Origin of the sequence: Bacillus daqingensis, assembly GCF_042654445.1 — a bacterium.
GTDB classification, from domain to species: domain Bacteria; phylum Bacillota; class Bacilli; order Bacillales; family Salisediminibacteriaceae; genus Alkalicoccus; species Alkalicoccus luteus.
The window spans coordinates 99,271-123,101 of sequence record NZ_JBHSGK010000011.1 but is presented as its reverse complement, the minus strand read 5'-3'; the positions used below and the strand labels follow the sequence as shown (position 1 = coordinate 123,101).

At 52.0% G+C, this 23,831-nt stretch carries 23 protein-coding genes; 4 read left to right on the top strand and 19 right to left on the bottom strand.

The window, feature by feature from the left end; genetic code table 11:
• Positions 1-38: 38 nt before the first annotated feature.
• From ACFO4L_RS10210 to ACFO4L_RS10140, 15 genes are all read right to left on the bottom strand, one after another.
• Complete coding sequence (locus tag ACFO4L_RS10210; protein WP_377909572.1) at positions 39-917, bottom strand: flagellin N-terminal helical domain-containing protein; 879 nt, start codon at positions 915-917, stop codon at positions 39-41.
• Positions 918-1,479: 562 nt separating this feature from the next.
• Complete coding sequence (locus ACFO4L_RS10205; protein WP_377909571.1) at positions 1,480-2,178, bottom strand: response regulator transcription factor; 699 nt, start codon at positions 2,176-2,178, stop codon at positions 1,480-1,482.
• A 199-nt stretch (positions 2,179-2,377) separates the two neighbouring features.
• A complete protein-coding gene (gene csrA / locus ACFO4L_RS10200; RefSeq protein ID WP_168005357.1) occupies positions 2,378-2,608 on the bottom strand; it encodes a carbon storage regulator CsrA in 231 nt (76 codons plus the stop codon).
• Positions 2,609-3,052, bottom strand: a complete 444-nt coding sequence (gene fliW / locus ACFO4L_RS10195; protein ID WP_377909570.1) for a flagellar assembly protein FliW — start codon at positions 3,050-3,052, stop codon at positions 2,609-2,611.
• 154 nt (positions 3,053-3,206) lie between these two features.
• Entirely contained in the window at positions 3,207-3,770 is a 564-nt protein-coding gene (locus ACFO4L_RS10190; RefSeq protein WP_377909569.1) for a DUF6470 family protein, read from the bottom strand.
• 6 nt (positions 3,771-3,776) lie between these two features.
• Complete coding sequence (gene flgL, locus ACFO4L_RS10185) at positions 3,777-4,928, bottom strand: flagellar hook-associated protein FlgL (RefSeq protein WP_377909568.1); 1,152 nt, start codon at positions 4,926-4,928, stop codon at positions 3,777-3,779.
• A gap of 24 nt (positions 4,929-4,952) precedes the next feature.
• Positions 4,953-6,584 (bottom strand): flagellar hook-associated protein FlgK, encoded by a 1,632-nt coding sequence (gene flgK, locus ACFO4L_RS10180; protein WP_377909567.1) that lies wholly within the window; start codon positions 6,582-6,584, stop codon positions 4,953-4,955.
• 36 nt (positions 6,585-6,620) lie between these two features.
• On the bottom strand, positions 6,621-7,109 hold the full coding sequence (locus ACFO4L_RS10175; RefSeq protein ID WP_377909566.1) for a flagellar protein FlgN: 489 nt from the start codon (positions 7,107-7,109) through the stop codon (positions 6,621-6,623).
• Between the two features lie 12 nt (positions 7,110-7,121).
• Positions 7,122-7,376: a flagellar biosynthesis anti-sigma factor FlgM gene (gene flgM, locus ACFO4L_RS10170; protein WP_377909565.1), complete on the bottom strand. Its 255-nt coding sequence runs from the start codon at positions 7,374-7,376 to the stop codon at positions 7,122-7,124.
• Positions 7,377-7,482: 106 nt separating this feature from the next.
• Positions 7,483-7,917 (bottom strand): TIGR03826 family flagellar region protein, encoded by a 435-nt coding sequence (locus tag ACFO4L_RS10165; protein ID WP_377909564.1) that lies wholly within the window; start codon positions 7,915-7,917, stop codon positions 7,483-7,485.
• Between the two features lie 71 nt (positions 7,918-7,988).
• Positions 7,989-8,666, bottom strand: coding sequence for a ComF family protein (locus tag ACFO4L_RS10160; RefSeq protein WP_377909563.1), 678 nt, complete (start codon positions 8,664-8,666; stop codon positions 7,989-7,991).
• Complete coding sequence (locus ACFO4L_RS10155; RefSeq protein ID WP_377909562.1) at positions 8,663-10,033, bottom strand: ATP-dependent helicase ComFA; 1,371 nt, start codon at positions 10,031-10,033, stop codon at positions 8,663-8,665. Before ACFO4L_RS10155 ends, ACFO4L_RS10160 begins: the two co-directional genes overlap by 4 nt.
• Positions 10,034-10,145: 112 nt before the next feature.
• Positions 10,146-11,045, bottom strand: coding sequence for a DegV family protein (locus tag ACFO4L_RS10150; RefSeq protein ID WP_377909561.1), 900 nt, complete (start codon positions 11,043-11,045; stop codon positions 10,146-10,148).
• A gap of 96 nt (positions 11,046-11,141) precedes the next feature.
• Positions 11,142-11,834, bottom strand: a complete 693-nt coding sequence (locus ACFO4L_RS10145) for a response regulator transcription factor (RefSeq protein ID WP_377909560.1) — start codon at positions 11,832-11,834, stop codon at positions 11,142-11,144.
• A 27-nt stretch (positions 11,835-11,861) separates the two neighbouring features.
• On the bottom strand, positions 11,862-12,992 hold the full coding sequence (locus ACFO4L_RS10140) for a sensor histidine kinase (RefSeq protein ID WP_377909559.1): 1,131 nt from the start codon (positions 12,990-12,992) through the stop codon (positions 11,862-11,864).
• A 394-nt stretch (positions 12,993-13,386) separates the two neighbouring features.
• Here ACFO4L_RS10140 and ACFO4L_RS10135 point away from each other — a divergent pair, with 394 nt between their 5' ends.
• Positions 13,387-14,043 (top strand): YigZ family protein, encoded by a 657-nt coding sequence (locus ACFO4L_RS10135; protein WP_377909558.1) that lies wholly within the window; start codon positions 13,387-13,389, stop codon positions 14,041-14,043.
• Between the two features lie 381 nt (positions 14,044-14,424).
• On the opposite strand, the gene ACFO4L_RS10130 is transcribed toward ACFO4L_RS10135, so the two are convergent.
• Both ACFO4L_RS10130 and ACFO4L_RS10125 read right to left on the bottom strand, forming a co-directional pair.
• Complete coding sequence (locus tag ACFO4L_RS10130) at positions 14,425-15,366, bottom strand: nuclease-related domain-containing protein (RefSeq protein ID WP_377909557.1); 942 nt, start codon at positions 15,364-15,366, stop codon at positions 14,425-14,427.
• Positions 15,367-15,876: 510 nt separating this feature from the next.
• Positions 15,877-16,605, bottom strand: coding sequence for a C40 family peptidase (locus ACFO4L_RS10125; RefSeq protein ID WP_377909556.1), 729 nt, complete (start codon positions 16,603-16,605; stop codon positions 15,877-15,879).
• Positions 16,606-17,104: 499 nt separating this feature from the next.
• Here ACFO4L_RS10125 and ACFO4L_RS10120 point away from each other — a divergent pair, with 499 nt between their 5' ends.
• Positions 17,105-18,034, top strand: a complete 930-nt coding sequence (locus ACFO4L_RS10120; RefSeq protein WP_377909555.1) for an accessory Sec system S-layer assembly protein — start codon at positions 17,105-17,107, stop codon at positions 18,032-18,034.
• Positions 18,035-18,112: 78 nt separating this feature from the next.
• Here the strand turns inward: ACFO4L_RS10120 and ACFO4L_RS10115 are convergent, their stop codons facing one another.
• Together ACFO4L_RS10115 and ACFO4L_RS10110 are read right to left on the bottom strand one after the other, a co-directional pair.
• Positions 18,113-19,513: a CAP-associated domain-containing protein gene (locus ACFO4L_RS10115; RefSeq protein ID WP_377909554.1), complete on the bottom strand. Its 1,401-nt coding sequence runs from the start codon at positions 19,511-19,513 to the stop codon at positions 18,113-18,115.
• A 20-nt stretch (positions 19,514-19,533) separates the two neighbouring features.
• Positions 19,534-20,100 carry a ComEA family DNA-binding protein gene (locus ACFO4L_RS10110; protein WP_377909553.1) on the bottom strand — a complete coding sequence of 189 codons (567 nt, stop codon included), beginning with the start codon at positions 20,098-20,100 and terminating at the stop codon, positions 19,534-19,536.
• Between the two features lie 331 nt (positions 20,101-20,431).
• Here ACFO4L_RS10110 and ACFO4L_RS10105 point away from each other — a divergent pair, with 331 nt between their 5' ends.
• Positions 20,432-21,016 (top strand): hypothetical protein, encoded by a 585-nt coding sequence (locus tag ACFO4L_RS10105; RefSeq protein WP_377909552.1) that lies wholly within the window; start codon positions 20,432-20,434, stop codon positions 21,014-21,016.
• Between the two features lie 153 nt (positions 21,017-21,169).
• Positions 21,170-23,188: a putative bifunctional diguanylate cyclase/phosphodiesterase gene (locus tag ACFO4L_RS10100; protein WP_377909551.1), complete on the top strand. Its 2,019-nt coding sequence runs from the start codon at positions 21,170-21,172 to the stop codon at positions 23,186-23,188.
• The last annotated feature ends 643 nt before the right edge of the window (positions 23,189-23,831 follow it).

Sequence of the window (23,831 nt, the reverse complement as noted above, 5' to 3'; positions counted from 1 at the left end):
ATTAAAATAAGGCATTGAATTAATCAATGCCTAACGTATTATCCTAATAGTTGAAGGACCGCCTGTGGTTGTTGGTTTGCTTGCGCTAACATAGATTGAGATGCTTGTGAAAGAATGTTAGATTTAGTCATTTCCATCATTTCCGCAGCCATATCAACATCACGAATTCGTGATTCTGCAGCTGATAAATTCTCAGACGCATTATCCAAGTTAGAAATTGTATGTTCTAAACGGTTTTGAACCGCTCCTAGCATCGAACGTTCTGCGGAAACTCTTTCAATAGCGTCATTAATGGTTGTAATAGCTGCATCTGCACCCTCTTGATGAAGAATTCCGTCACCAACCGTTACTGTCGATGGATCACTAATGAAACCTGCAAAGTCTTCATCATCCACCGTTAAACCTTCAAGAGATAGTATATCTCCAGTAGCACTCATATCTGCTATTTGTACTTCGATGTTTTGTTCTGCGTTAGCACCAATATGAAACTTAACATCAACCTCACCATCAAGTAACTTTTGCGTATTAAATTCTGTGTCAGTTGAAATACGATCAATTTCAGAAATAAGTTGATTGACCTCTTTTTGAATTTCTACACGGTCTGTCAATGTGTTTGTATCATTGCTAGATTGAACTGCTAATTCACGCATACGCTGTAGAATAGAATGAGTCTCATCCAGAGCACCTTCCGCGGTCTGAATCATGGAAATTCCATCCTGAGCGTTACGGCTCGCCTGATCCAAACCATTAATCTGTGCGCGCATTTTCTCAGAGATCGCAAGTCCTGCTGCATCGTCTCCTGCACGGTTGATACGAAGTCCTGAAGAAAGCTTCTCCATGGAATTCTGCATTGCATTTTGGTTCATACCCATCTGACGGTGCGTGTTCAGTGCTGAAATATTGTTGTTAATAATCATAAAAAGTATCCTCCCTGATTTTAACTCCCGGTCACATCCTTGTGATGGAAGTACGTAGTTAGGGCGTTGGTTCCGTCGGCCGCCGGTTCCTCTGCCCTGCATGGTTAATATCGGAGGAAGTTAATTAATGTTTAGGAAATAGGTCACTTTTCTTTTGAAATTAAAAGCTTTCCAGTATGGAGGGCTATACGCTCATATTAATAATGTATGCTGTGTACAAACAGATATGATCGATAAATAATAAATTACCCTTATGCAACCGACTGAGCTCAAGTGTTTATACCTTCCGTAAAACAGAACGGTCGCAAACTTTCGGACTGGGCTTTATTCCATTAGCTTTAACAATAAACTATAAATAGTCTTGAAAACCGCCAAACGTTTTATTCGTAGCGAAGATCGACGACTCCGGGAGGATTAGGACGAGCCGAAGATCCACTGGCTTTGTTTCACAAAGCCAGTTAGCTGAGGCCGGCCCTCCGGAAAGCGTTCGATCGAAAGCGGAGAACGACCCATTTCTTTGTACACAAAATAAAGCCCTCCTATTCGGAGAGCTTCAAAACCTTTACCTCATTGCATCGACCCAGCCGTTGCGGATAATGCGCACCATGGCGTCGGTGCGGTCGTTAGCGCCGAGCTTTTTCAGCAGGTGGCTGATAACGGTGCTGACGGTGGATGGGGCAAGGTACATAAGTTCGGCAATTTTACGGTTGTTGTGGCCGTCCAAAATGTGCTGAAGAACGGCGCGCTCGTTTTTCGTGAGCTGGTACTGTACGTCCTCCTGCCTCAGAACGAGCCGCTTGATCGGCCGGTCGCGCAGCTTCTGCTCGTGCAGGTGGCGGACGAGGTCGTCATGCATGCCCTGCTCGAGGTAGCAGCCGAATTCGTCGACGGTGCTGATAATCGTTTTTCCGTACGTATAAAAGCTATGTAACGACAACAGACCGCTCAGATGATTCGACAAATATGGAATCAGTGAACTGCTCGGACGTCCGACTGTCACAAGCAGCACTTTGGCATCCCCCGTCCGTTCCAACACGTCGTCGATCCAGTCTGTCGTTTCCGACGTCAGGGATTCGATCAGCAGAAACACATGGGAGGCGTCATCAAACGATTGGACATCCCCCTGTTCGACAATGACACGCTCTCCCGGCAGGGTTTCCTGCAGGCGCTTCTCCGAGTTGCCGGTGAGATAGCGGTCATGATCGATGACGAGGACCTGGCCGTTCGCTGCAGTGTGGGTCGGTGTATACGATTGTTGCATGAATGAAGATCCTCCCTTTATTGGTCTACTCATAAGAATACACGTTGAGAAAAAAAACGACAAGATTCGATAGGTATTTTCCAGTCAGTCATCGGTTCACAAAAGGCTTGCTATAGAGGCAAAAGACGCAGACAATTCTAAGACAATTATCGATGCCTTGCGGGCGCACCTGCATGTTTATTCCACTTATTGGATGTTTTTAGTGACTCGAATCATTTTTTGCGAAGGCTGTCAGCACATCAATACTGGAAGAAGCAGCGCTTGCGTTTTCCTCTTGAATCGCAAGGTACACCTCTTTGCGGTGGATCTCGACGTTCTTCGGTGCGTTAATGCCGAGCTTCACCTGATCGCCTTCAACCGAAACGACCGTGAGCTCGATATCATCGCCGATTTTAATCGACTGATTCTGCTTTCGGGAAAGAACGAGCATTTACTTCCCCTCCTTTGCCGGCACCGGCAGCGCATGTTTCGTCGAATAGCTGCTTTCTGCCAGTACGATTTGCCGTCCAAGACGTGTCTCATGATTAATCACGATCGGTCCGCGCAGATTCGCAGAGGAGTCCTGCCACGAATCCTTCAGCGTCAGCATGACGAACAGCGACACGTCCTCTTCGGCGCTTACGTGGAGCGCTTCCAACGTCTGATCGCTCAGCTCCACTTCATAATCCGGAAAAAACGTAAACGGATTCATAACGATAAAAGCAAGCTCCGCTGTCGCGATGGACTGCAGAATGTAAAACGGCCCCGTTTCTTCTGCGAATGGGAGCAGCACAAACTGCTTTTCCGCTTCAAAGCTTGGGATACCGGACGGGAAGACGGTAATGTTCGCTTCGTTGATGTCCACTGTGCCGCTATACTTCGTTTCAATTTGCATAATCATCCCCCTGTTTTTCTTCACTTCGTTTAGTGTACCGCATTAAGCTTCTGCATTTCGATAAGGAATTTGGCTTATATCTACTAAATGTTGGTAGCGATTCGTGATAATGAAAAAGGCGTCCCCTGACAAATGGAACACCCAGTTTCTACTATTATATAGTCCGGTCAAGACGCGGGGCCGTGACTCGCACGTCCGGCTTTTGTGTGACGTATGTGTCAACACTCCAACGAGGCGCATCGATCTGCGGCCGGTGCGGCGTCACGTTAACGGCTACGTCAGCCGGAGTGACCGTTACCGACAGCTGCGACGGCTCATAGGATATGCGCACCTTCTCCGTCCCGGACGGAACCTGACGGTAGGCGAGCTCGTGCTCAAAGATGCGGCCGCGCTCTTTGGCGAGCATGGCGATTTTATTACCTGGCTCTTCAATCCGCTTCAGCTGCTCCCCGTCCCGGGCCACCTTCGCGATATAGGCGAGCACCTGCTGATTCGCTTTAGCGGCCATTTCGTTGTTGCGGCGGAGAATGCCTTTTAATCCGGCATCTGCAAACGCTTCGGTCTGATCAATCGTCAGCTTCCCGTCCGTCTTACTCATCTGCACGCTGCCCGGATTCTGCTGAATCGACAGCTCTGCCGGCCGCTGCGTAATCTGCATCGGCGGACGGTGATGCGTCATGCCCGTTTTCGCGTGGGTTACCTCAATTTGAATCTGCATCAGCTGTTACCGGAGAAAATCCATGAGCGACGGCTGCATGATGCGTGCCCCGGAGGAGAGTGCTGCGCGGTGTATGTTTTCAGCGGCCATTAAGTTCATGATCGCTTCCTCCATTTCCACGTCCTCGTTGTCGGACATGATCCGCTTGGCGATCACTTCCTGCTCCTGCACGCGGCGGTCGATCATCTCGACCCGGTTCATGCGCGCGCCGAGCTCCGCGCGTTCATTAACGGAATTGTTCACGTGCTTATCAAGCACGTCTAGCATGGCGGAAAGCTCCGAGGCTGTTGTATCCGGATGCTCCAGCGCGTTCTCCAGCGCCTTTAAATCCGCAAAAAGCTGGTTGCCGAAGACGGCCTGCGGATTCACGTTAATGTCCACGTTCGTGCCCTTCATCAGCTCCACGCTCACCGTGCGCCCATTCGTCGATACAGCATCTTTATGAGAGACGATGACGCTCCGCTCAGGAAGCGATTCCGTGCGGGTCGTGCCGTCCTCGGTAAAGCTGCGCACGGCTCCCGTTACGCTGCCGTCCTCGATCGTAAACGAAATCGTCTCGTTATCCGGTCCTGTGAAGACCGCGCTGTCTCCTTCCATGCCTTGAAAGGTATAGGCGTTTCCTTTATACATCACGTCGAGCGGAAAGTCCTCGGCTTCCTCTGGGAGATCTCCCTCCAACACGCCGCTCAGGCCGTTAAAGCCGATATCCATGCGGCTCGTATCAACCGGAGCGTTCGTCGTATCCGTGCCGTTGAACATGTATTTATTGTTGTTGCGCGTGTTCGCAAGCGACGCCAGGTGCTCGCGCAGCTGGGCGACTTCTTTTGCGATATTGGAGCGCTGTCCGGATTCGTAGGAGTCATTGGACGCCTGCACGGTCAGCTCGCGGATGCGGTGGAGCGAGTTCGTCGCTTTATCAAGCGTCGCATCCGACGTATCCATCCAGTTGTGCGCTTCAGACAGGTTGCGCTTAAACTGGCCGGTTTCCGTCACCTGAGTCCGGTAGCGGATGCCGTTCATCGCCACGACCGGATCCTGGGAGGCGCGGGAAATTTTCTTCCCGCTTGAAAGCTGGTCCTGGTATTTCATCATCTGTCCGTACCCGCTGGATAAATGCTTCATCGAATTGGCAGTCATCATTGACTGGGTTACTCGCATGCCGTTTCCTCCTCTAGTCGTTTCTTACAGACCGACGCGGCCCATGCCATTGATGACGCGGTCGAGAATGTCATCCATGTTCGTCAGGCTTCGTGCCGCTGCGTTATAGGAATGCTGAAACTGAATCATGAGCGACATCTCTTCATCCAGCGACACGCTGCTCACCGAATGGCGGCGGTTTTCCACCGATTCCCGCAGCGAAGCCGTGTTTCGCTCGAGCCGGCCAGCTTCACTCGTTTCCACGGCCATTTCGCCGATCACCGACTGGTAAAAGCTCTGCACGTTCGTCGTACTGCCGCCAAAGTTCAGGCGCGCATCCTTGACGTTTGCAAGCGCAAGCGCTCCCGATCCGTCTCCGGCAAACGCCTGGCCACCGTCAAAGCTTGAGGCAGCAATGTTATCGAGGCTGCTTCTGACCTCGTCGCTGACGCGGAAGTTTTTCGCTGCGCCGACGAAGTATTCCCCGTCGCCGAGATTGGCAAAGCGCACGTCAGATCCGGTTCCGAAAAAGTCAATGTCCTGATTTTCTCCGGAGTCGATTTCACTCAGGCTCGCGTTGCTGTTATGCACGTCGTTCAGCGCTTTTGCGAACTGGCTCACCATCATGTCGAGCTCTCTGAGCATATCCGGATAAATGCCGCGGATGTCGGCTGCCGCAGCGGATGCCGGATTATCGGCTGCGCCTGTATAAATACCGTACGCTTCCGCGATACCGAACAGCTTGCCCGGAGAGCTGAATTCACTTAAACGGATTTCCTCACCGCCGATGGAAATAGAATAGAGCGGGTCCTCCAGCTCGTCGCTTTCGGACGGAACGGTGTTCATCGAGATCTGCTCGTATGTAAGGTCCGTTCCGTTGATGAGCGTGAGCGGCTGGCCGTCTGCGCCGGTAAGCGCACGGCCGTTTTCATTGGCAAGCGTCACCGTCACTTTTCCGTCTGCCATCTGTTTCGCATTTCCGCCGCTCGGCACGCGGTCAACTTTAATGTTCACATAGGCCGACAGCTCATCCAGCAGCACGTCGCGCTGGTCGTACAGGTCATTTGGCAGCATACCGTGTGGTTCGACGGATGCGATCTGCTTGTTTAGGCCGTCGATCTGGCGGATGAGGGAATTGACCTTGTTTTCTGTGACGTCCACTTCGTTCAAGTAGTCGCGCTGAATCGCCTGGATTGCGCTGTAATTCGTGCCGATTGTGTCAGCAAGCGCTTCGCCGTTCTGACGCACAACGGATCGAGCTCCGGCGTCCTCCGGATTAACGGACAAGTCCTGGAGCGACTGCCAGAAACGGTCCATCGCCTGGGAAATCCCGTCATCGGACGGCTCGTTCATGATGTCCTCCATTTTCGTCAGTGCATCAAGCCGGGCGCCCCAGTAGCCGTTTTTATGATTTTCTTCGCGGTACTGAATATCAAGAAACGATTCCCGGACCCGCTGCACTTCCCCTGCTTTCACACCGGTGCCCATTTGTCCCGGAATACCTGGCTTATTGAAGGCCGGGCTCGGGAAGGCTTCCGTCTGGGTAAAATTCACCCGCTGACGGGAATAGCCCTCCGTATTGGCATTGGCGATATTATGGCCGACCGTCATCAGTGCTGACTGGTTGGCACTCAGCGCGCGGCGCGCTGTTTCAAGTCCGCTGAACGTGGAAACCATTGCGTTACTCCTCCCTGCAGAAAAAGGCCGCCCCTGTTAGGCTTTTGAATCAAACAGGGACCGCCCGTTCTGTTCCTCTTCTTCCCGGCCGCTGCCGGAATAGCTGCTGAACTGCCGGTTCGGCTTCATCGTATCGAGGCTCACGCTTACAAAGCGAAGCGAATCCTCCAACAGCTGCCGGTTTAAGTCATTTTGCGCCTGCAGCCTGTCGACGACATCGATCAGCTTCGTACGCATCGCGCCGAACGCTTCTTTCTCATCTTCTGTTAACAGCGGCGCGAGATCACTCAGCGTCGCCTGCTTCGGAGGCAGGTTCTCTGCCCGCAGCAGCCCTGCTGTCAGCGTGCGCCTTGCCGTTTCAAGCTTTGACAGCCTGGCAGCGAGTCCTGCTTCCTGACGCACGAGGTCATCGAGTGCTTTCGTATCGTTTTGCTGAACGGCTGCTGTCTTTTCTTCCGCAGCTGTCAGAAGCTCTTCGTGCACGCTGAGCTGTGCCTGCAGAATGGTGTATAAATTATCCTTCATACAGGCCTCCCCTTACTTATTCCAGTAGTCGTATAGTTTCCGCGCGGTTTCATTTACGTCCGGCTTATACGTGCCGTTCTGCACCTGCGCTTTCAGCTCCTGCACCTTCTGCTCACGGGCTTCTGTAAATTCACGGGCCTTCGCAAGCTCTTTTGCCTGCGCGGAAATTTCCAGCTGATCCGCTTTTTTCACGATCTCTTGTTGCTGACGCTGCACGTTCTGCTGGCTTTTATAAGCCTGAACCGAGTGCATCGGATTGATTTTCATTCGGGCGCCACCTCCTTCTGCTCGCAGCAGAGTCATTTCCTCCATGATAGCATGTCATCCGCTTCCGTGCTTCTACGGCTAGTATCGGCAGAAAGCGCACGCATGTTTACCGGTCTTTGCGTACTTTTCCTTCTAGGGAATGGTAGGTCGTGTAACGGCTTTTTTCGCGAACGGCCTTCCGGTCGCTGAAATCCTTCTCGCGGTTTGACTGCTCGATGCCTGATTCGATCCTCGACCGGCACGTTGAGCAAAGCTTTCCTTCGCGGATATCTTTCCCGCAGGCGTCGCACGGGTACGTTAAATTCGGAAACTGGGAAAGTAAAATGCGTCCTTCCCGGATAAACTGAAAGATGCGTTCCTTCGTGACGCCCGTACTCTCGACGACTTCATCGATCGTCGCCCGACGGTTGTCGCGTTTGCGGATAAAGCTGTACACCGTATCAAACTGGGCTTCAACGTCTTTGGCGCACGTTTCACAAACGCTTCTAAGCGCCTTGACGAAAAGCCCGCCACAGTCCGGACAGTTGGCTAACTCCGGCATATGCGTTCCTCCTCTGCAAACCGGATCATCTCCGGCTTTTCTACGCTTAATATCGGCAGGGAGAGCACGGTTTACATGGGACTTTTGCGTAACGAACGTGCTACTGTTATCCCACATACGGATACGGCGCCCGCCCGCATCAGAACGTCTTTACAGGCGCGCATCGTAGCACCAGTCGTATAAATATCGTCAACAAGCATAATCCGCATGCCGGTCACATTCCCTGTTACGTGAAACGCTTCGCGCAGATTCGCTTCCCGCTCTGCCGGCGTCGATTTACTTTGCTTCGCCGACAGCGTGCGCCTCGCGAGCAGAAGCTTCGGACGTTTCACGACGAGCGCAGCCTGATTAAAGCCACGTTCAAACAACCGGTCCGGATGCAGCGGTACTGGTACGACTGCGTCCGCTTTCGGAAGCCGGCGTAAAAGCCGCTGCATCGGCAGCTGGAATAGTTGTGCGAGCGCCGCATCACCGCGGTATTTGAAGCGAGCAAGCACGTCCTTGACGTCGTCGTTGTACGGATAGAAGGAGCGCTGCATAAAGTCCTCCGGCTGACAGGCCGCACAGTGCGGCTTTGAATCGGGATGCCCGCAAATCGTACAGCACCTCGCCTGGTTAATCGGCGCGAGCTTATCGGTGCACGCTGAACAGAGCGGCGGCAGCTTCGACTGCAGCAGCGAATACCAGTCGCCGGCCGGATAAATTGTCTCGGAGCAGAGCAGGCACGTGCCGGTTACAATGAGCTTCATCGGCTTTCCCTGTTCAGGCGCCGTATCGTAGCAACGGCTCGCACCGCAGCAGTCGTCTTTCCAAAATGAAAAAACGCGACGTCGCCGTTCGGGTAGCGCGGGCTGCGTCCGGCCCGTCCGGCGATTTGAATCAGGGCGGTTTCAGTGAAAATTGGCGCTTCGATTCCGAGCACGGCTGTCTGCACGTTTTCGATCGTAATTCCCCGCTCCAGAATTGTTGTCGTCACGAGCACGTCGATCTGCTTGTTCCGAAAGGCCTTCACCCGCTCAGCCCGGAGCGGCTCCCCGGAATACACGCTCGTACAGCGGATACCGGGAAGGAGCTTAGTGACCGCTTCTCTGACTGGCTCCAGATCAGCGGTTTCCGGTACAAACAGCAGCACCTGCCGTTCTCGGTGCTTTCGTAAAAAGCGGGCGAGGGTCTCCGGCAGCCGGCTCTTTTCAAGCCGTTTCTGCCAGCGACCTGCCCAGTAAAAGGCCGGGACCGGCAGATCAGCGCCGTGGTAGCGCCTCCCGACGGTGACAGCAGGAAGCTTGCCGCGTTTCGCCTCCTGCTGCAGCGTGCGTGACGGCGTTGCTGTCACATATACGGTGAGGCCGTTTTGTTCTACCGCCTGACCGGCTGCCTGGAGCAGCGCAGCATCCGCTGAAAATGGGAACGCGTCGACTTCATCGATGATGAGCACCGGAAAGGCGTCGCGAAAGCGGAGCAGCTGATGCGTCGTGGCAACGGCTATATCAAAGGAAGCGAGCCGTTCGTGCGGCTCCTTGCCGCCGTAAAACCCGGCCGTTTTCGCTTCCGGAAACGCAGCCCGAATGCGTGGTTCCAGCTCCTGCACGACGTCCCTCCTCGGCGTAGCGATCATGACCGGCTTCTGATCAGCCAGCACCGCTTCGATAAGCGGAAACAGCATTTCTGTTTTGCCAGCGCCGCAGACCGCCCACAACAGCTGCCGGCTCCTCTTTTTCCGATAAGCCGTGACAAGCGTATCCGCTCCCTGCTGCTGCAGGTCCGAGAGCGAGCCGCTCCAGGTGCAGGCTGCAGGATGGGCTGCTGGCGGTGACGCCCGGTACAGATACGTGCACGCTGTGATTCGGCCCATCATCAAACAGCCGCGGCAGTAGCTGCACGCTTTGCCGCAGCGTCCGCACGAACCCGGTAAGTTTGTCGGCGTTTCTCCGCAGCGCCGGCATGTTTTTTGAATCGCCGCCGCTTTCGTAACAATCCCTTCTGCTTCGAGTGTATCAAGAAGCTGTTTCATGCTGTCGTAGCTCTCACAAAATGGTTCGCCGCCTGCCAACGCCGCCACGAGCTCGTCGATCGTGAGCTGCCTGCCGCGAAGGGCGGTGATGATTTCTTTTTCCATAAAAAAGACCCCTTTCCCAATTGAAATGAGGTCCGTTCGTATCACATAGGTTGTCGTTCGATACATTTGCTTCCGCCGGCGGCTGTTAGACCGTTGCCGGCGGTCATGAATCTCAGTCGAGGTGCATCCAGCCGATGCCGATCGCGCCGGGCCCTAAATGGGTGCCGATGACCGGACCGAAGTGGCTGATGTACACGTCCGCGTTCGGATACTGCTCGCGCAGCTCGTCTGCGATTGGCTCTGCTTTATCCAGGCAGTTGCCGTGAATGACGGCAATCGACGCCGATTCCTCCTGCGTTAAGTCCGAGTCAAGCAGCGAGCGAATTTTCGCAATCGCTTTTTTCTCCGTACGCACTTTTTCGTACGGGACGATTTTTTTGTCTTCAAAATGAAGCACTGGCTTCACCTTGAGCATACTGCCGATAAACAGCTGGGCGCCGTTCAGGCGTCCGCCGCGGTGCAGATGATTCAAGTCGTCGGCCATAAAATAGGCGCTTGTTTTTTCTTTCAGCTCCTCGAGCCGAGCCATAATCGCTTTGCCGTCCTTGCCTTCGTTCGCAAGCTTGGCTGCTTCGAGCGCATAAAAGCCTTGAATCATGCAGCTCACTTCGGAATCAAACACGTGCACAGGCAGCTCCTCAAACATGTTCGCTGCGGCAACGGCCGTCTGGAACGTGCCGCTGATGCCGCTGGAGAGCGTGACGACGACAATTTCATCGTATTCCGCTCCAAGCTCGCGATACGTTTCCTCGAACAGACCGATGCTCGGCTGCGACGTCGTCGGCAGCTTTTCCGTATGCTTCATTTTGTAATAAAAATCTTCAAATGTAATGTCCCATTCTTCCTTAAACGTTTCCTCACCGAAAATCACGTTCAGCGGCACCATCGTAATGTTATACTGCTTGCGTGTTTCTTCCGGTATGTAGGATGTAGAGTCAGTAATCACCGCTGTTTTACCCATCGCCAGGTCCCCTTTTTCGTCAAAATTGTCCGTTTGCTGTCTATCTTCCATAGTAGCAGACCGTCTTTTCGCATGTCTATTGTTTCCTGGAAAACACGCGGAAGGACCCACAGAAAAGCCGCCCCTGCGTAAGGGACGGCAGCTTCCTTAATTTACTTTCACCCAGCCATTTTTAATCGCATCGACAACCGCCTGCGTGCGGTCATTCATGCCCATCTTCTGCAAAATGTTACTGACGTGGTTTTTAACCGTTTTTTCACTGATATAGAGTGCCTCGCCGATTGAGCGGTTGCTCTTTCCATCCGTCATCAGCTGCAGCACTTCGCACTCACGGCGCGTCAGCAGGTGCAGCGGACGACGGTACTCGACTTCACGGAAGCCGACTTCCGTTTCCCCGCCGCCATCTGTCGCCAGACGACGATATTCTTTAATGAGGTTAAACGTTACTTTTGGATGGATGTACGCCCCGCCCTCGCCAACGACTTTAACGGCTTCGATCAGAGCCTCGGTATCCATTTCCTTAAGCAGGTAGCCGGAAGCGCCTGTTTTCAGCACGTGCGTGACGTACGTTTCATCATCGTGAATGGAAAGAATAAGAACTTTAACGTTCGGGAACGTTTCCACAAGCTGCTTCGTCGCTTCCATCCCGTTCATTTCCGGCATGTTAATGTCCATCAGCACCACGTCCGGCTGGTTTTGACGCACGAGATCGATGACTTCTGACCCGTCATTTCCTTCCGCCACGACTTCAATGCTGTCTTCCATGGAAAGAATCCGCTTTACACCTTCGCGGAACAGCTGATGATCATCAATGAGTACAATTCGCAGTTTGTTTTCCATGCTATCTTCCTCCTGTAGGTATATTCATTACGCTGTATCAACGGGAATCTGCACAATAATGAGGGTCCCTTTGCCTTTTTTCGAATCGATGCTTATTTTGCCGTCGAGCATGTTAATCCGTTCCTTCATGCCGATCAGACCAAAGCTGCCTTCTTTTTTCTTGTCGAGATCAAAGCCGCGTCCGTTATCCCGGATCACCGCGGTAACGAGGTGGTCCTTCACGTCAAGCTTCACCTGAATGAGCGTCGGGTCCGCATGCTTGACCGCGTTGTTGACGGCCTCCTGTACGAACCGGAAAATCGCAACTTCCATGTCCGTCGGATAGCGGATCTCGCGCCCCATGTTGCGGAGCTCAATGGTAATGCCAGACCGTTCTTCGACGTTTTTTAAATACTTACCGAGCGTCGGCAGCAGTCCGAGATCATCGAGCGCCATTGGACGAAGATCGTAAATGATGCGCCGCACTTCCGCAAGCGAGTCTTTCACCATGCTCTTCATGTCGCGGATCTCCTGGCGGGCCTGCTCAATACCCTGCTTATCAAGCACGCGCTCGACAATTTCAGAGCGGATAGCCACGTTCGCCATCATTTGAGCCGGTCCATCGTGAATTTCACGGGAGAGCCGCTTGCGCTCTTCTTCCTGCGCCTGAATAATCTGCAGACCGAACCTCTGCATCTGCTCCGCGTCCTCCAGCATCTCGGAAACCTGCTGCAGGTCTCCGGTTAAATAATGGATGACGACGTTGATCTGATTGATCAGCTGCTCGGCACGCTCCATCGTTTCCTGAAGCTTTACGAGCCGCCGTTCAATATGGTCACGTCTGCTGCGCAGCTGCTTTTCCTCCTGGTGAAGCACCGCAAGCTCCACCTGAAAGTTATTCGCCTGCTCATACGCCTCGCGCACCTCCTGATCGGAGTAGCTGTCAAAGTGACGGCTGACCTCTGCCAGACGGTTGCGGGCGAAGCGGGAATGAACTTCGGAGCGCTCGACCTTATCAATAACTGTAATGACCTTATCCTTTATCACTTTCAATTCTTCTGAAAGTGTTTCATACTCCTGACGGGAATCCTCACCGATGTCAAAAATCTGTTCCTTGCTTTTGCCGACGGTGTCCATCATCCCGGTCAGAATATCGTCTATCGACTGTAAGGAGCTCATTGCACCCCTCGCTTTCTCCCTGGGGACGGCATCCTTATGCAGGGCTTTTCAAACATAAGCCTATATATCTAGTCGATGCCGGATATTTTTCTCTGGGGGTCCCGCAGCATGAGGCGAAAAGAATATTTCGTAAAACTTGTCCCCTCATTCCCTTGCTTGGGATAAAGCTGTGTAAACCACAGACAGGCATGAAGCCTTTTTCCTATTTTCTCTTATATGCAGAAAATGGTCAAGTAAAGCTCTCATCATCAGAATGCCTTCCTTGACAGTATCTCATTACTCATCTTACCCTAAAAAGGGACTGATCTCGGGATAATTCACAACTTTTCTATATTTTTTTAGAATCCAACTTTTGTGCTAGAAATCAGGATGTTCGCTGAAAGGAGCGATGACGTTGCTAAATCAGTACTATACCGTCAAGCCGGAGGGCGAGTCGGAAATTGTCATTCAAAAGTCACGTTTTATTACCTACGTGCGGCGCACGGAAACGGAAGAGGAGGCTGCAGCATTCATTGACGAAATCAAGCAGCGCCACCGCGATGCCAACCATAACTGCTCCGCCTACATGATCGGCGAGCACGATTTAATCCAGAAAGCAAACGATGACGGCGAGCCGTCCGGCACCGCCGGTGTCCCGATGCTGGAAGTCCTGAAAAAACGCGCCTTAAAAGACACGTGTGTGGTCGTTACCCGCTACTTCGGCGGCATTAAACTCGGCGGCGGCGGGCTGATCCGCGCATACGGTTCGGCAGCCTCTGCCGGCATCAATGCGACCGGCGTCGTGGAGCGCCGTCTTGGCACGGTGATCCGCTTCCAGTTCGACTACGGCCTGCTCGGCAAAATTGAGAACGAAGTCCGTAACTCCGATTATATTCTGAAGGACATCGCCTACGAAGAGAACGTTCGCATGACCTGTTTCGTCGAAGCTGGCGGCGAAGACACCTTCGAAAGCTGGATCGCCGATCTCTCCAGCGGCCAGGCAGCCATTACCCGCGAAGGCAGCGAATACATTGAAATCGACGTCGCGTTACAAGGCGACGAACGCGAATGAACGAAGCAGAGGCCCCGGCGATGAAGTGACGCCGGGGCGGTTTTAGGTGGATGGGGGTGGTTTTGGCATTAGGGTTTGTTGTGCGGGAAAAAAGTTTTCATTCCGGGAATGAAAGTTATTATACTCCGGACCAAACTTTTCAAGTTGCGGAGAAAACTTATCATTCTGCGACTTAAACTTATTACGGTTATCACCATCTGTTCTATAAAACGAAAATCTTATCATTTGCCCCACTGAACTTTTCAACTACCAACATCAAGTTATCATTCCTTCCCCCCATTATCCACCTCCACAGATTTCATCTGCATTTTACGAACCGCTCTCACTCAGGCTATGACATAAGAGTAAAAAAGCTTCCGCCAGTACGCGGAAGCTTCCTTGCTAATCATAACGCTTAAACACATACAGCTGTCCTTTCCGTTCGAGAAACGGAAGCATTAACCGCCTGCCTACCTGATAGGATGGCTTCCGTAATAACGTTAAGAAAACACGCATCGTTACAGGCGTTTTAAGTAGTATCCGCAGATCCTGCAGTGCTTCAATATGGCGATCCGGCTGAGCTTCCCCGCAGTCACAGCATACCCACGTGCCATAGCTCCGCTTAAGCGCTCCCTCACATGTCTTACATGCAATTGGATAAAATAACTCCAGTTCGTCAATACCGTACCGCTTTAATAGATCCTCCTGTTTTTCCATACTCTCCTGCTTCAAACGCATCAACACGTTTGTTAACGCATTTTGTGAAACTTTTTTTCGCGAATATTTCTGAAATAATACGTCTATTATAGTAGGAAGCCGGCTGCTGTGATAAATGTTTGCTACATTTTCGGGAACGATGAGGCGGGCAGCCGCATTGGAGGAAATGACATGCGCTTCCATAGGCATATCCTTTATCCCTAATTCAGCCAGCTTGTGTTTTAAAAATGCTGCCTGACGAACACTTTGGCTGAGAGGACAAGCGAATGCTCGTTTTTCTCCATTAGTATCTTGAATCAGCTGGCCTTGTTCCGGATAAAAATACAAGCTGCCAGACATTTGCTTGATTTCACCTATGTATAAAAAATATGGAGTCGCTATAAGGAGATCGATCTGAAAGATGTGGCTGGAGGTGGTATCTCGTAGTCTGAGCTGCTGAAGCACCGTGCAATGCTCCGCGAGAAGCGGGAAATAATACTGTACTGACTCTTCACCATAGTGACCGGCCGTATAGCGCCGGTAATCTGAATCAATCTTTTTCCTGCTTGGATGATCAGGCGGCAGCCTGCGAAGAAGCGCTTCGTACTGATCAAATAGAATCGGTCGAACAATTGAGGATTTTGGCATGAAAGCCTCCTTCTGTCATTTTTATCTATTATAAGGAGAGAATCCCTTGATTGCAAACATACATTCCCCATTCAACATGAAAATACGGTGTCCTTTTTACCATTTTCTCTATTATGTAGCTATTCGCATCAGATGCAGCAGCGTTGTGTAGTGAGATAAAAATGAAACTTATTAAACGGACGCTCGAAAGTTTTATCCTCCCCCAGAAACTTATCATTCAAGGTAAGAAAGTTTTCATTTCCGCTGCTAAAGTTATTACGGTTATCATTCTCAGACTGTTATAACGAATAACTTATCATTCTAGCTCCTAAACTTTTCATTCTCTCCTTCAACCTTATCATTTATACATAACGACCAGTATCTACCCCATCATCCACCTCCGCAGGCTCCTGCCTGCCTCTGTTAAGAACGATCTTTCAGAGGTGGTTTCAGCTGGATGATCATTTTAAGCGAGCAACGCAAAAAAGCCTCCGCCCGGAATGCCGGACGGAGGCTGCATGAAAAAACGTATTAGAGGCTGCGCGCACCGATGTAAGTGCGGCTCCAGTATGGGTTGCTCATGTTGGAAATAGTTACCCCTGTAGAAGAACCAGAGTGGATGAACTGATTGTTTCCAATGTAAATTCCTGCGTGAGATGGACCTGTGCGCGTTTCAAAGAATACGAGATCGCCGACAGATGGACTGGATACGCGTGATCCGGCGTTCCACATTTGTGCTACTGTACGTGGCACGCTCTTGCCGTTCTGTGCGAAGCTGTACTGAATGAAGCCGCTGCAGTCAAATCCGCGCGGGCTTGTTCCGCCCCATACGTACGGGCTGCCAACGAGGCTGCGCGCCGTAGAGATCACACCGCTGTTGCTGCTTGAAGAGCTTGCGCCTGCTACAGAAGTAGACTGGCTGCTGTTGCTGCTTGAGCTGGAAGAGCTCGCTGCAGTCGAGTTGCTGCTTCCGCCTGATACGCCGAGGGAGCTGAGCGTACGTGGACCAGCTACGCCGAAGAAGTTACCGCGAGGGCTGGAAATACGGTTGGAAAGCTGATACGCCTGAACAGCTGCGAGTGTCTTAGGTCCGAAAACGCCGTCAATGTTAGAAGAGCTGTTATAGCCCTGGCTTGCCAGAGACTGCTGAAGCGTTTCAACGCTGCTTCCGCGGTCACCCATCTTTACTGAAGCTTCTGTAACTTCCGGAGCAATAAAAATCGCGCCTGCAACTGCCAGTGTCATCATAAGTTTTTTCATGTTTTTCGTCTCCCACTTTCTTATTTTGTTTTTATATTTTTTGTTTTTATTTTAGGTTTCCTGCTAACGAGATTAATCATATTAAATTTCTTCAGAGAAATAAACCTATTTTAGAAAATGACAACAAACTTCAATCAACCTGACATGCTTATGTAACACTTCGTCTTATTAGGACCAATTATTACCTTTTAAATATTCTTAAAGTCCTCTTTTTAGGACAAATCTTGTCGTGTGACCGTTTATTTGTTTGTTACAAAGCGATTTACGCTCCAAAATGACTGATTCTATTGAGTGAATTCTTTGTGAAATACACACAATTCCCTTTTCTACTATAGCATTGTGCTTTCTTCTGCTGCAGAGCTGATGCGGCATCATGGGAAAATAGTTATTTTTCTGAAAGATTATCGTTCGTCCGGCTTCATCGGCATCGCTTTCATGCTATACTGGACAGCGACAGCCTTACATAAGAAAGATTGATTATACGCTTGGAGGGACAATCATGGGATATTTTCCAGATCATACACCAATTGAGGAGCTCGAACTTCTCGGCGCAGAGGCCGCTGCTTCTCCGAAAAAACGAACAGAGGAAAATGAGGAGCCTGCACAAACAGAGCTTTCCCTGCACCCGGACTGGAACATCAGTGAAACCGACCGGGCCGCTTTTGAGAAATTGCACGGTGACTTGAATGAATTGCAAAAAGATCAGCTTTCCCTTGCCGGAATCCGCTGGGACCAAAACGATAACGGCGACTACGAATTTCTCGTGTTTATCCGTCAGACGCTTGAAAAAAGCGCTGCGTTTAAATTAACGGTCATCGAGCTCTACGATGAAGCAGATACGCTGCTCGGGCGAAAAGAATTTGATCTGACTGATCTCGGCGAACTGCCGGCCATGAGCAGCCGGCCGTGGACGTTTACGTTCGGGGACAAGGATATGTTCGGACATGACGTGCCGCAGAGCGGATGGAAGCTCGTCTTCAAGAAGAAGAAAAAAGAAATTCCAGAGCATCAGCTCTCACTCACGCCTGCTTGGCGCAAGCGGCTTTCTGCCGAGAACAAGCGCCAGCTGAAGCAGGTCGTCGACAACATGAGGCCGCCAAAGCACGGCCAGGTGAATTTCGTCGGCCTTCGCGCCACGTTTTTACGTGATCGGAAGGAACTTCACGTGACGATGCTGATCCGCAACGGCAGCGACCGTAACGTGAACATCGAAACACTTCCGCTTCAAGTAGAAGATGCAACTGGAGAAATCGCGGCTCGCGGCGGCTTCCGTCTTAAGCCGAAGCTGCAGGTCAAGGCACATACGACGACCCCGTGGAACTTCGTATTCCCGGAGCGCATGCTGTTAAAGGAAAAGCCGGATCTGACGAAGTGGAAGGCCTATCCGCCGAAGCGCAAAAAGGAAGAAGGTACCTCCGAAGAAGAATAAGCCGAACGCCGCAGCTATCTGCGGCGTTTTTCTATTGCGTGCACATGAAAAAGCCGCCCGAATTGGACGGCTTCTTCGCTACGGCGTATAAAATTTCTGCGTAAAGAACGGCCGATCGTCTTCGCCGTAATCTGCACCGACGCCGAGCTGTTCAAAATCAGGACTCAGCAGATTTTCACGATGCCCCATCGAATTCATGAGGCCTTGCTGGGCAAAGATGGCACTCGCCTGCCCGGAAGCCAGGTTTTCGCCGGCTCTGGAGTAATTCAGACCCGCTTCCCGCATGCGGTTAAACGGAGACTGACCTTCCGGGGATTCGTGCGCAAAATAGTTTCGCTCCGCCATGTCGCTGCTATGCGCTTTCGCGACCGCTGCCACCTCGTCGTTCCACTCAAGCGGTTCGAGGCCGTGTTCGACGCGGTCCGCATTGACAACTTCAAACATGAGCGCAGATGCTTCTTCTGCTGCTGCATCAGATCCCTCACCGTAGTACCCGTCCAGTGCCTGCTCCGTCTCGGTTTCAATCAGCTGGATCGCGGCGACTTCCATGTTTTGATGAATGTCATAAAACACGGTTAAATAGCCTTCATCGGTTTCAAACAAATCAAATTCGTCGCTTTCAGCCTGCGAATAGCGCGTGTTTCCTTTTGTGATATAGGCGGCTGGTTCACCAAGCGCCTCTCGTGCTTCTGTTTCGTCAGCAGGCGTTGATCCATCCGGCAGCGTCCATTCTGTATTGCTGTAAAGTGCTGTCACCACGCCATCTTCCATGCCGATCAGGCGGAAATGATCATAGCTGTCGTGATAGCTGTACCAGTCAAAGCCGTAATGACTCTCCATCACACGCTCCGGCTCCCCGAAGAGCGCTTCCACGTCCTCGGCGCTGTCACCGACAGCAACACCGTCTACTTCTATCGCTTCCCGGTCTTCTTCCGGCTCCTGTTCATGCTCGGACGGCGCCTCTCCCAGTTCCGGCGCATCCGTACCGGCCTGACTCATCGTCACCGTGACTTCCTTACGTCCGTCATTTATAACCGCGCGGTTCTCTCCCTCTTGAAAATCCGTATCGACATCCAGAGTCTGTTCCAGGAAGGAAAGCGGCAGATACTGTTCTTCATCTGCGCTGTAAACCGGTTTCTCCAGTTCCACGTAATCGCCGTTTACGTTTACTTCCTCATCGTCCGGCGCAAACTGAAAAATGACGCCTTGCCGCTCTGCAGTGTACAGGTTTTCATCCTCATTCCATGTAAGCTCGGCCTCCAGCTCCGTCATCGTATCGTGGAACGGCACCATCGGCACCTCGTCTACGATAAGGCCTCCGTCAATCGTGACATCCTCAGACCCCATCGTCGTCGTAAGCTCCGGCTCCTGCTCCCGGACATCGCTTACTTCATCAAAAGGAAACCAGAACACAAATACAATAACGGCGAAGAAAAAGAAAATAGAAAATCCAGGTGTTGCTGCTCGTCGATGACGCATCACGCAAAACTCCTTTATCCTTACGCATCCTCCATCGTAAAGTAGCTGCGGAGCTCTTCCAGCTTTTTCGCTCCGATACCTTTTACGCGGATCAGATCGTCGATGCTCTCAAAATTTCCGTTCTCCTTACGCTCCCGGATGAAGCTTGCGGCAAGCTCGGAACCAACTCCGGGAATTTGAAGCAGTTCCTCTTCATAGGTTCGGTTAGGATGAATAAGGACCGCTTTGTCCTCAGTGTCGTCTTCATTAGAAGCCTCTTTCTCCTCTTTCTCGTCAGCTTCCGCTTCACTTTTTGAATCATTTTGACCTTTTTCTCCGGGCGCTCCCGTGTCTTTTTCAGCGCCGTTGTCCGGTGCTGCTTCATTTTCCTGCTCTTCCTCAGCGGCTTCTGTCCCGCCTTGTGACTCAGAATCGACCGGCTGTTCGTTTTCTTCTGCCGGTTCCTGCGATTGCTGGTCACGATCGTCTTTACCCGGCGCCTTTACCGGCTCATCCTCCAGCCAATTCAGCAGGCTGCGTCGTACGGCAGGGAAAAACTTATAGGCTGCTCCTGCTGCAGTTAAAAAAGCGATGATTTTCTTAAGCATGTTCCAGGTCTCCTTCCGTACAGGCAGTCTGAAACTGCGGACGGCTGTGTGAAACAGTATATCAGCCTTCCGCAGCTGTATCCCCCTGTATCAGGTCTTTTTTATCATATTCCACATTATACCTGGAAACAAACCGGTATAACAGCAGGTTCAGGCAGGATTTTAAGCATTTATGTCGAATAGAACAAGACGCTGAAACCATTGGCCCGCATGAGCCCGGTTTTCATAAGTCGTGATGACAAGTATGTGCTTCCTCATTTTCCCACATTCCTTCAGAATTCCTCTCAGCGAACACATCCTCATGACATTTTCAGTAAAGGAACGATGTCCTGTGACCCCACCTGCTGTCCATGCCCTGCGCCTCCGCTCTCCCAGACTGGCAGAATCTGCCGCTGAAATCGATCTGCTTTTGCACATAACCGCTTTCATGAAGCAAAAGCACCCGTTTTCTCTGTTAAGCTACACTGTGTTAGACGATGCTTTTCATCTGACGTTACAGCACGAGGGCATTCGGCCGCTCCGCCTTCTGCAGCAGCTAGCGGCCCGCTACCACAACTCCCTGATAGAGTCAGGCCGCGGCCTCGTCCGCAGCGATTATCAGTGCCGGACGCTCGCTACACGGCGCAGCCTGCTTGAGACCGTCAAGTATCATCACCTTCTGCCGGTTCTGCACGATTACCATCCTTCCCCCGATGCCGGAGCACGCTCCAGCTATGCCGCATATGTAAGAGAAGAAAACGGCTTTATTGACCGCGAGTCTGTGCTGCAGTCGTTTCCGGGAGGCACGGATGCCTTCTGCCGCTTTCATGAGAGAGAGCTGGGCACCGCTGTCTCCAGCCTGCAGCTCCGCGAATATTCCGAGGCTTACCTTGCTGCGCTGTATACAGTCACCGGATCGGAAGCGGTTGATATATAACATTTGCACACCGTCGACTAATAATCCCTGTTTTTCTCATGCATAAATAGGACTATAAACGACTTACTCGCTGGTTATCATACTACTATCGACCTGATACTTATGCTATACTTACCTTACTTAAACAGACTGTATAAGAAGGCAGGTGAGGTCGTGCAGGAGTCGCTTATTGTGCTCGACGTGCTTTATGACTGGAGGCTTGTGCTGTTCTCGGTAACCGTCGCCATCGTCGGTTCCTATGTGGCACTGGAGATTAATACGAGGTTAACCATGCTTCATTCGTCAAAAAATCAGTTTTTATGGATGGGAATCGGCGCCGTTACAATGGGCGTTTCGATCTGGTCGATGCATTTCATTGCAATGTCGGCGTTTCAGCTGTACGTTCCGCTCACCTATAACTGGTGGCTCACTGCTTTTTCGGTGCTCCCTGCGATTATTGCCGCGTTTACCGCCTTTTTCGTGCTGCACCGCATGCAGCTCCGGGCGCTGACGATCCTTGCTGCAGGGCTGTTTATGGGCTTCGGGATTGTTGCAATGCATTACAGCGGCATGCATGCTGTTACGTTTGCAGGTGTGGTGACTCACTCTCCGGCGCTCGTTATTACCGCTTCTACTGTGGCGGTTGTCGTTTCCTTTGCGGCGCTGCTTCTGTTTACCCTGACCAAAAATATCCGCTCGATTCCTATCCGCGCGCTTGTCGCCTCCGTGATGGGTCTGGCGATCGCATCGATGCACTACACAGGAATGGCAGGCACGGATTTTTGTCTTCCGGCCGGTATGAGCTCGCTCATTCAGCAGGAGCCGGTCAGCTCAACGAACGTATTTGGTGCGACGACGCTGTTTACAGCTGGCACGATCTTTGTCGCGGTTCAGTTTATTCTTTACAGTGAAAATCGCTGGTTTAACCGGATGACGTTCACTGATGCTGCGACCGGACTGGCTAACCGCCGTCAACTGGAAGGGCTCTCAGCTGCCTCGCTTCAGCGCTTCGGGGCTGCCTGCGCGCTTGAAATCAATGATATGAAGGACTGGTCGCTTCACTACGGGTATGCAGCAGCTGACCGGCTGACAAAACAGGCGGCTGAGGTTCTGCAGCGGAGACTTCCGCTCCAGGCTGAGCTGTATAAGACAGAAGACAACCGCTTTACCGTTTTTCTTCCTGAGGCCCCGATATTAGACCTGCGGGAATGTATGGCTGAGCTTGCACAGCCAGTAAGGGCCGAGCTCCCGGAATCGAATCAGATCATGGAGCTTACCTTTTCTGCAGGGGCTGCCTGCGCAGCTGATAAAAAGCCGCTGGCTGAGCTGCTGCAGGAGCTTGATCATGCACTCCGGACGGCGCTGCGAACGAAGCGCGACATTGTGTTTTATGATGAAGATGCGGCCGAACAGGCTCGCGAGGAACGGATTATTCAGGAGCTTCGCCATGCGATAAGCGGCGGAACGCTTGAAGCGTATTACCAGGTGAAGGTCGATTTGCAGACGATGCGCGCCGAGAAAGCAGAGGCGCTTGCCCGCTGGACGCATCCGGAGCTTGGAATGATTTCGCCCGGCGAATTTATTCCAGCCGCAGAGCGGGCCGGACTGATTGTGCCTTTAACTGAATACATGCTGCACCGTGTCTGCAGGCAGCTTCTTACGTGGGACGAGTCGGGTGTACCTGTCCGGGAAGCGGCGCTGAACCTCTCTCCGGTCCACTTTCAGGCAGTCGGCGCGAACGAACGAATTCAAGATATCGTTTCCGGATACGGGATCGACCCCGGCCGAATTGAACTGGAGATCACCGAAACGGCCATGATGCGCAATCTGGAAACGGCAGTCGCACAAATGGAGGAGCTGCGCGCGTTTGGCTTTCGGCTTGCGCTGGATGATTTTGGCACTGGTCTGTCATCGCTTACGTACCTGCAGCAGCTCCCGGTGCATACGCTGAAAATAGACCGCAGCTTCATCTCGCGCCTGACCCGCTCACCGGAAGATCAGGCGATCGTCAAATTAATGATCGATTTTGCTGCAACCACCGGCCTGCATGTGGTCTGTGAAGGCATCGAATCCCGGGAAGAGCTGCTTGCGCTGAGGCTCATGGGCTGCCACGACGGACAAGGCTTTCTCTTTCAGCGTCCGGTTCCCGCTTCAGAAATTACCGTTCGTTATGATCTGGATCTTACCTCCTGAACGACAAAAAAGGCTGTTCCATGTCATACATGGAAACAGCCGGGTAAAAATGGCACAGCCTTTCAACTTACATGTTTATTCGTTTGGCTGTATTTCCCCTCTGCTTACCTAGCCTGCCGTGGGCTGGCATTCAGCTATTGCTCAAGGGGACCCTGTTCAGAAGGGAGAATGGCGCCGTAGGATGGAGCTGCTTCACTTGCGCTTTTCATGCCGTTCAAGTTCGAACGGCGATGAGGCTTCACTCGGACACAGGCTTCTCACGAGAAGCCTTCGAGACCCAGTCCGGCTCCGCTCGTGCGTTAATGCCGTTCGCAGATCTGAACGGCACGGAATCTTCAGGCTGCGCGGCTTCCACGGGCACGCTGGACACAAAGGGGAAATGGATTTGTTTGATGGAGAAAAACGTTCCAATCGCTGGACGCTGCGGCTTTTTTTGGTGGGTACGTTGACGTTCATCCCGATTCGACATCGAAGCGCTGCCTAACGAAAGGTTCCCTCTAGATGGAATAAGCTCGTGTGAATCATCACCAGGGTTTTAACCGGACAGCCAGCTGCTAAATCGGAGGAAACTCGACTCCGAGAGGATCAGAACGAGGCGAAGATCCGGCGGACGAAAGGAAGAAGCGGTTAGCTGAGGCCGTTC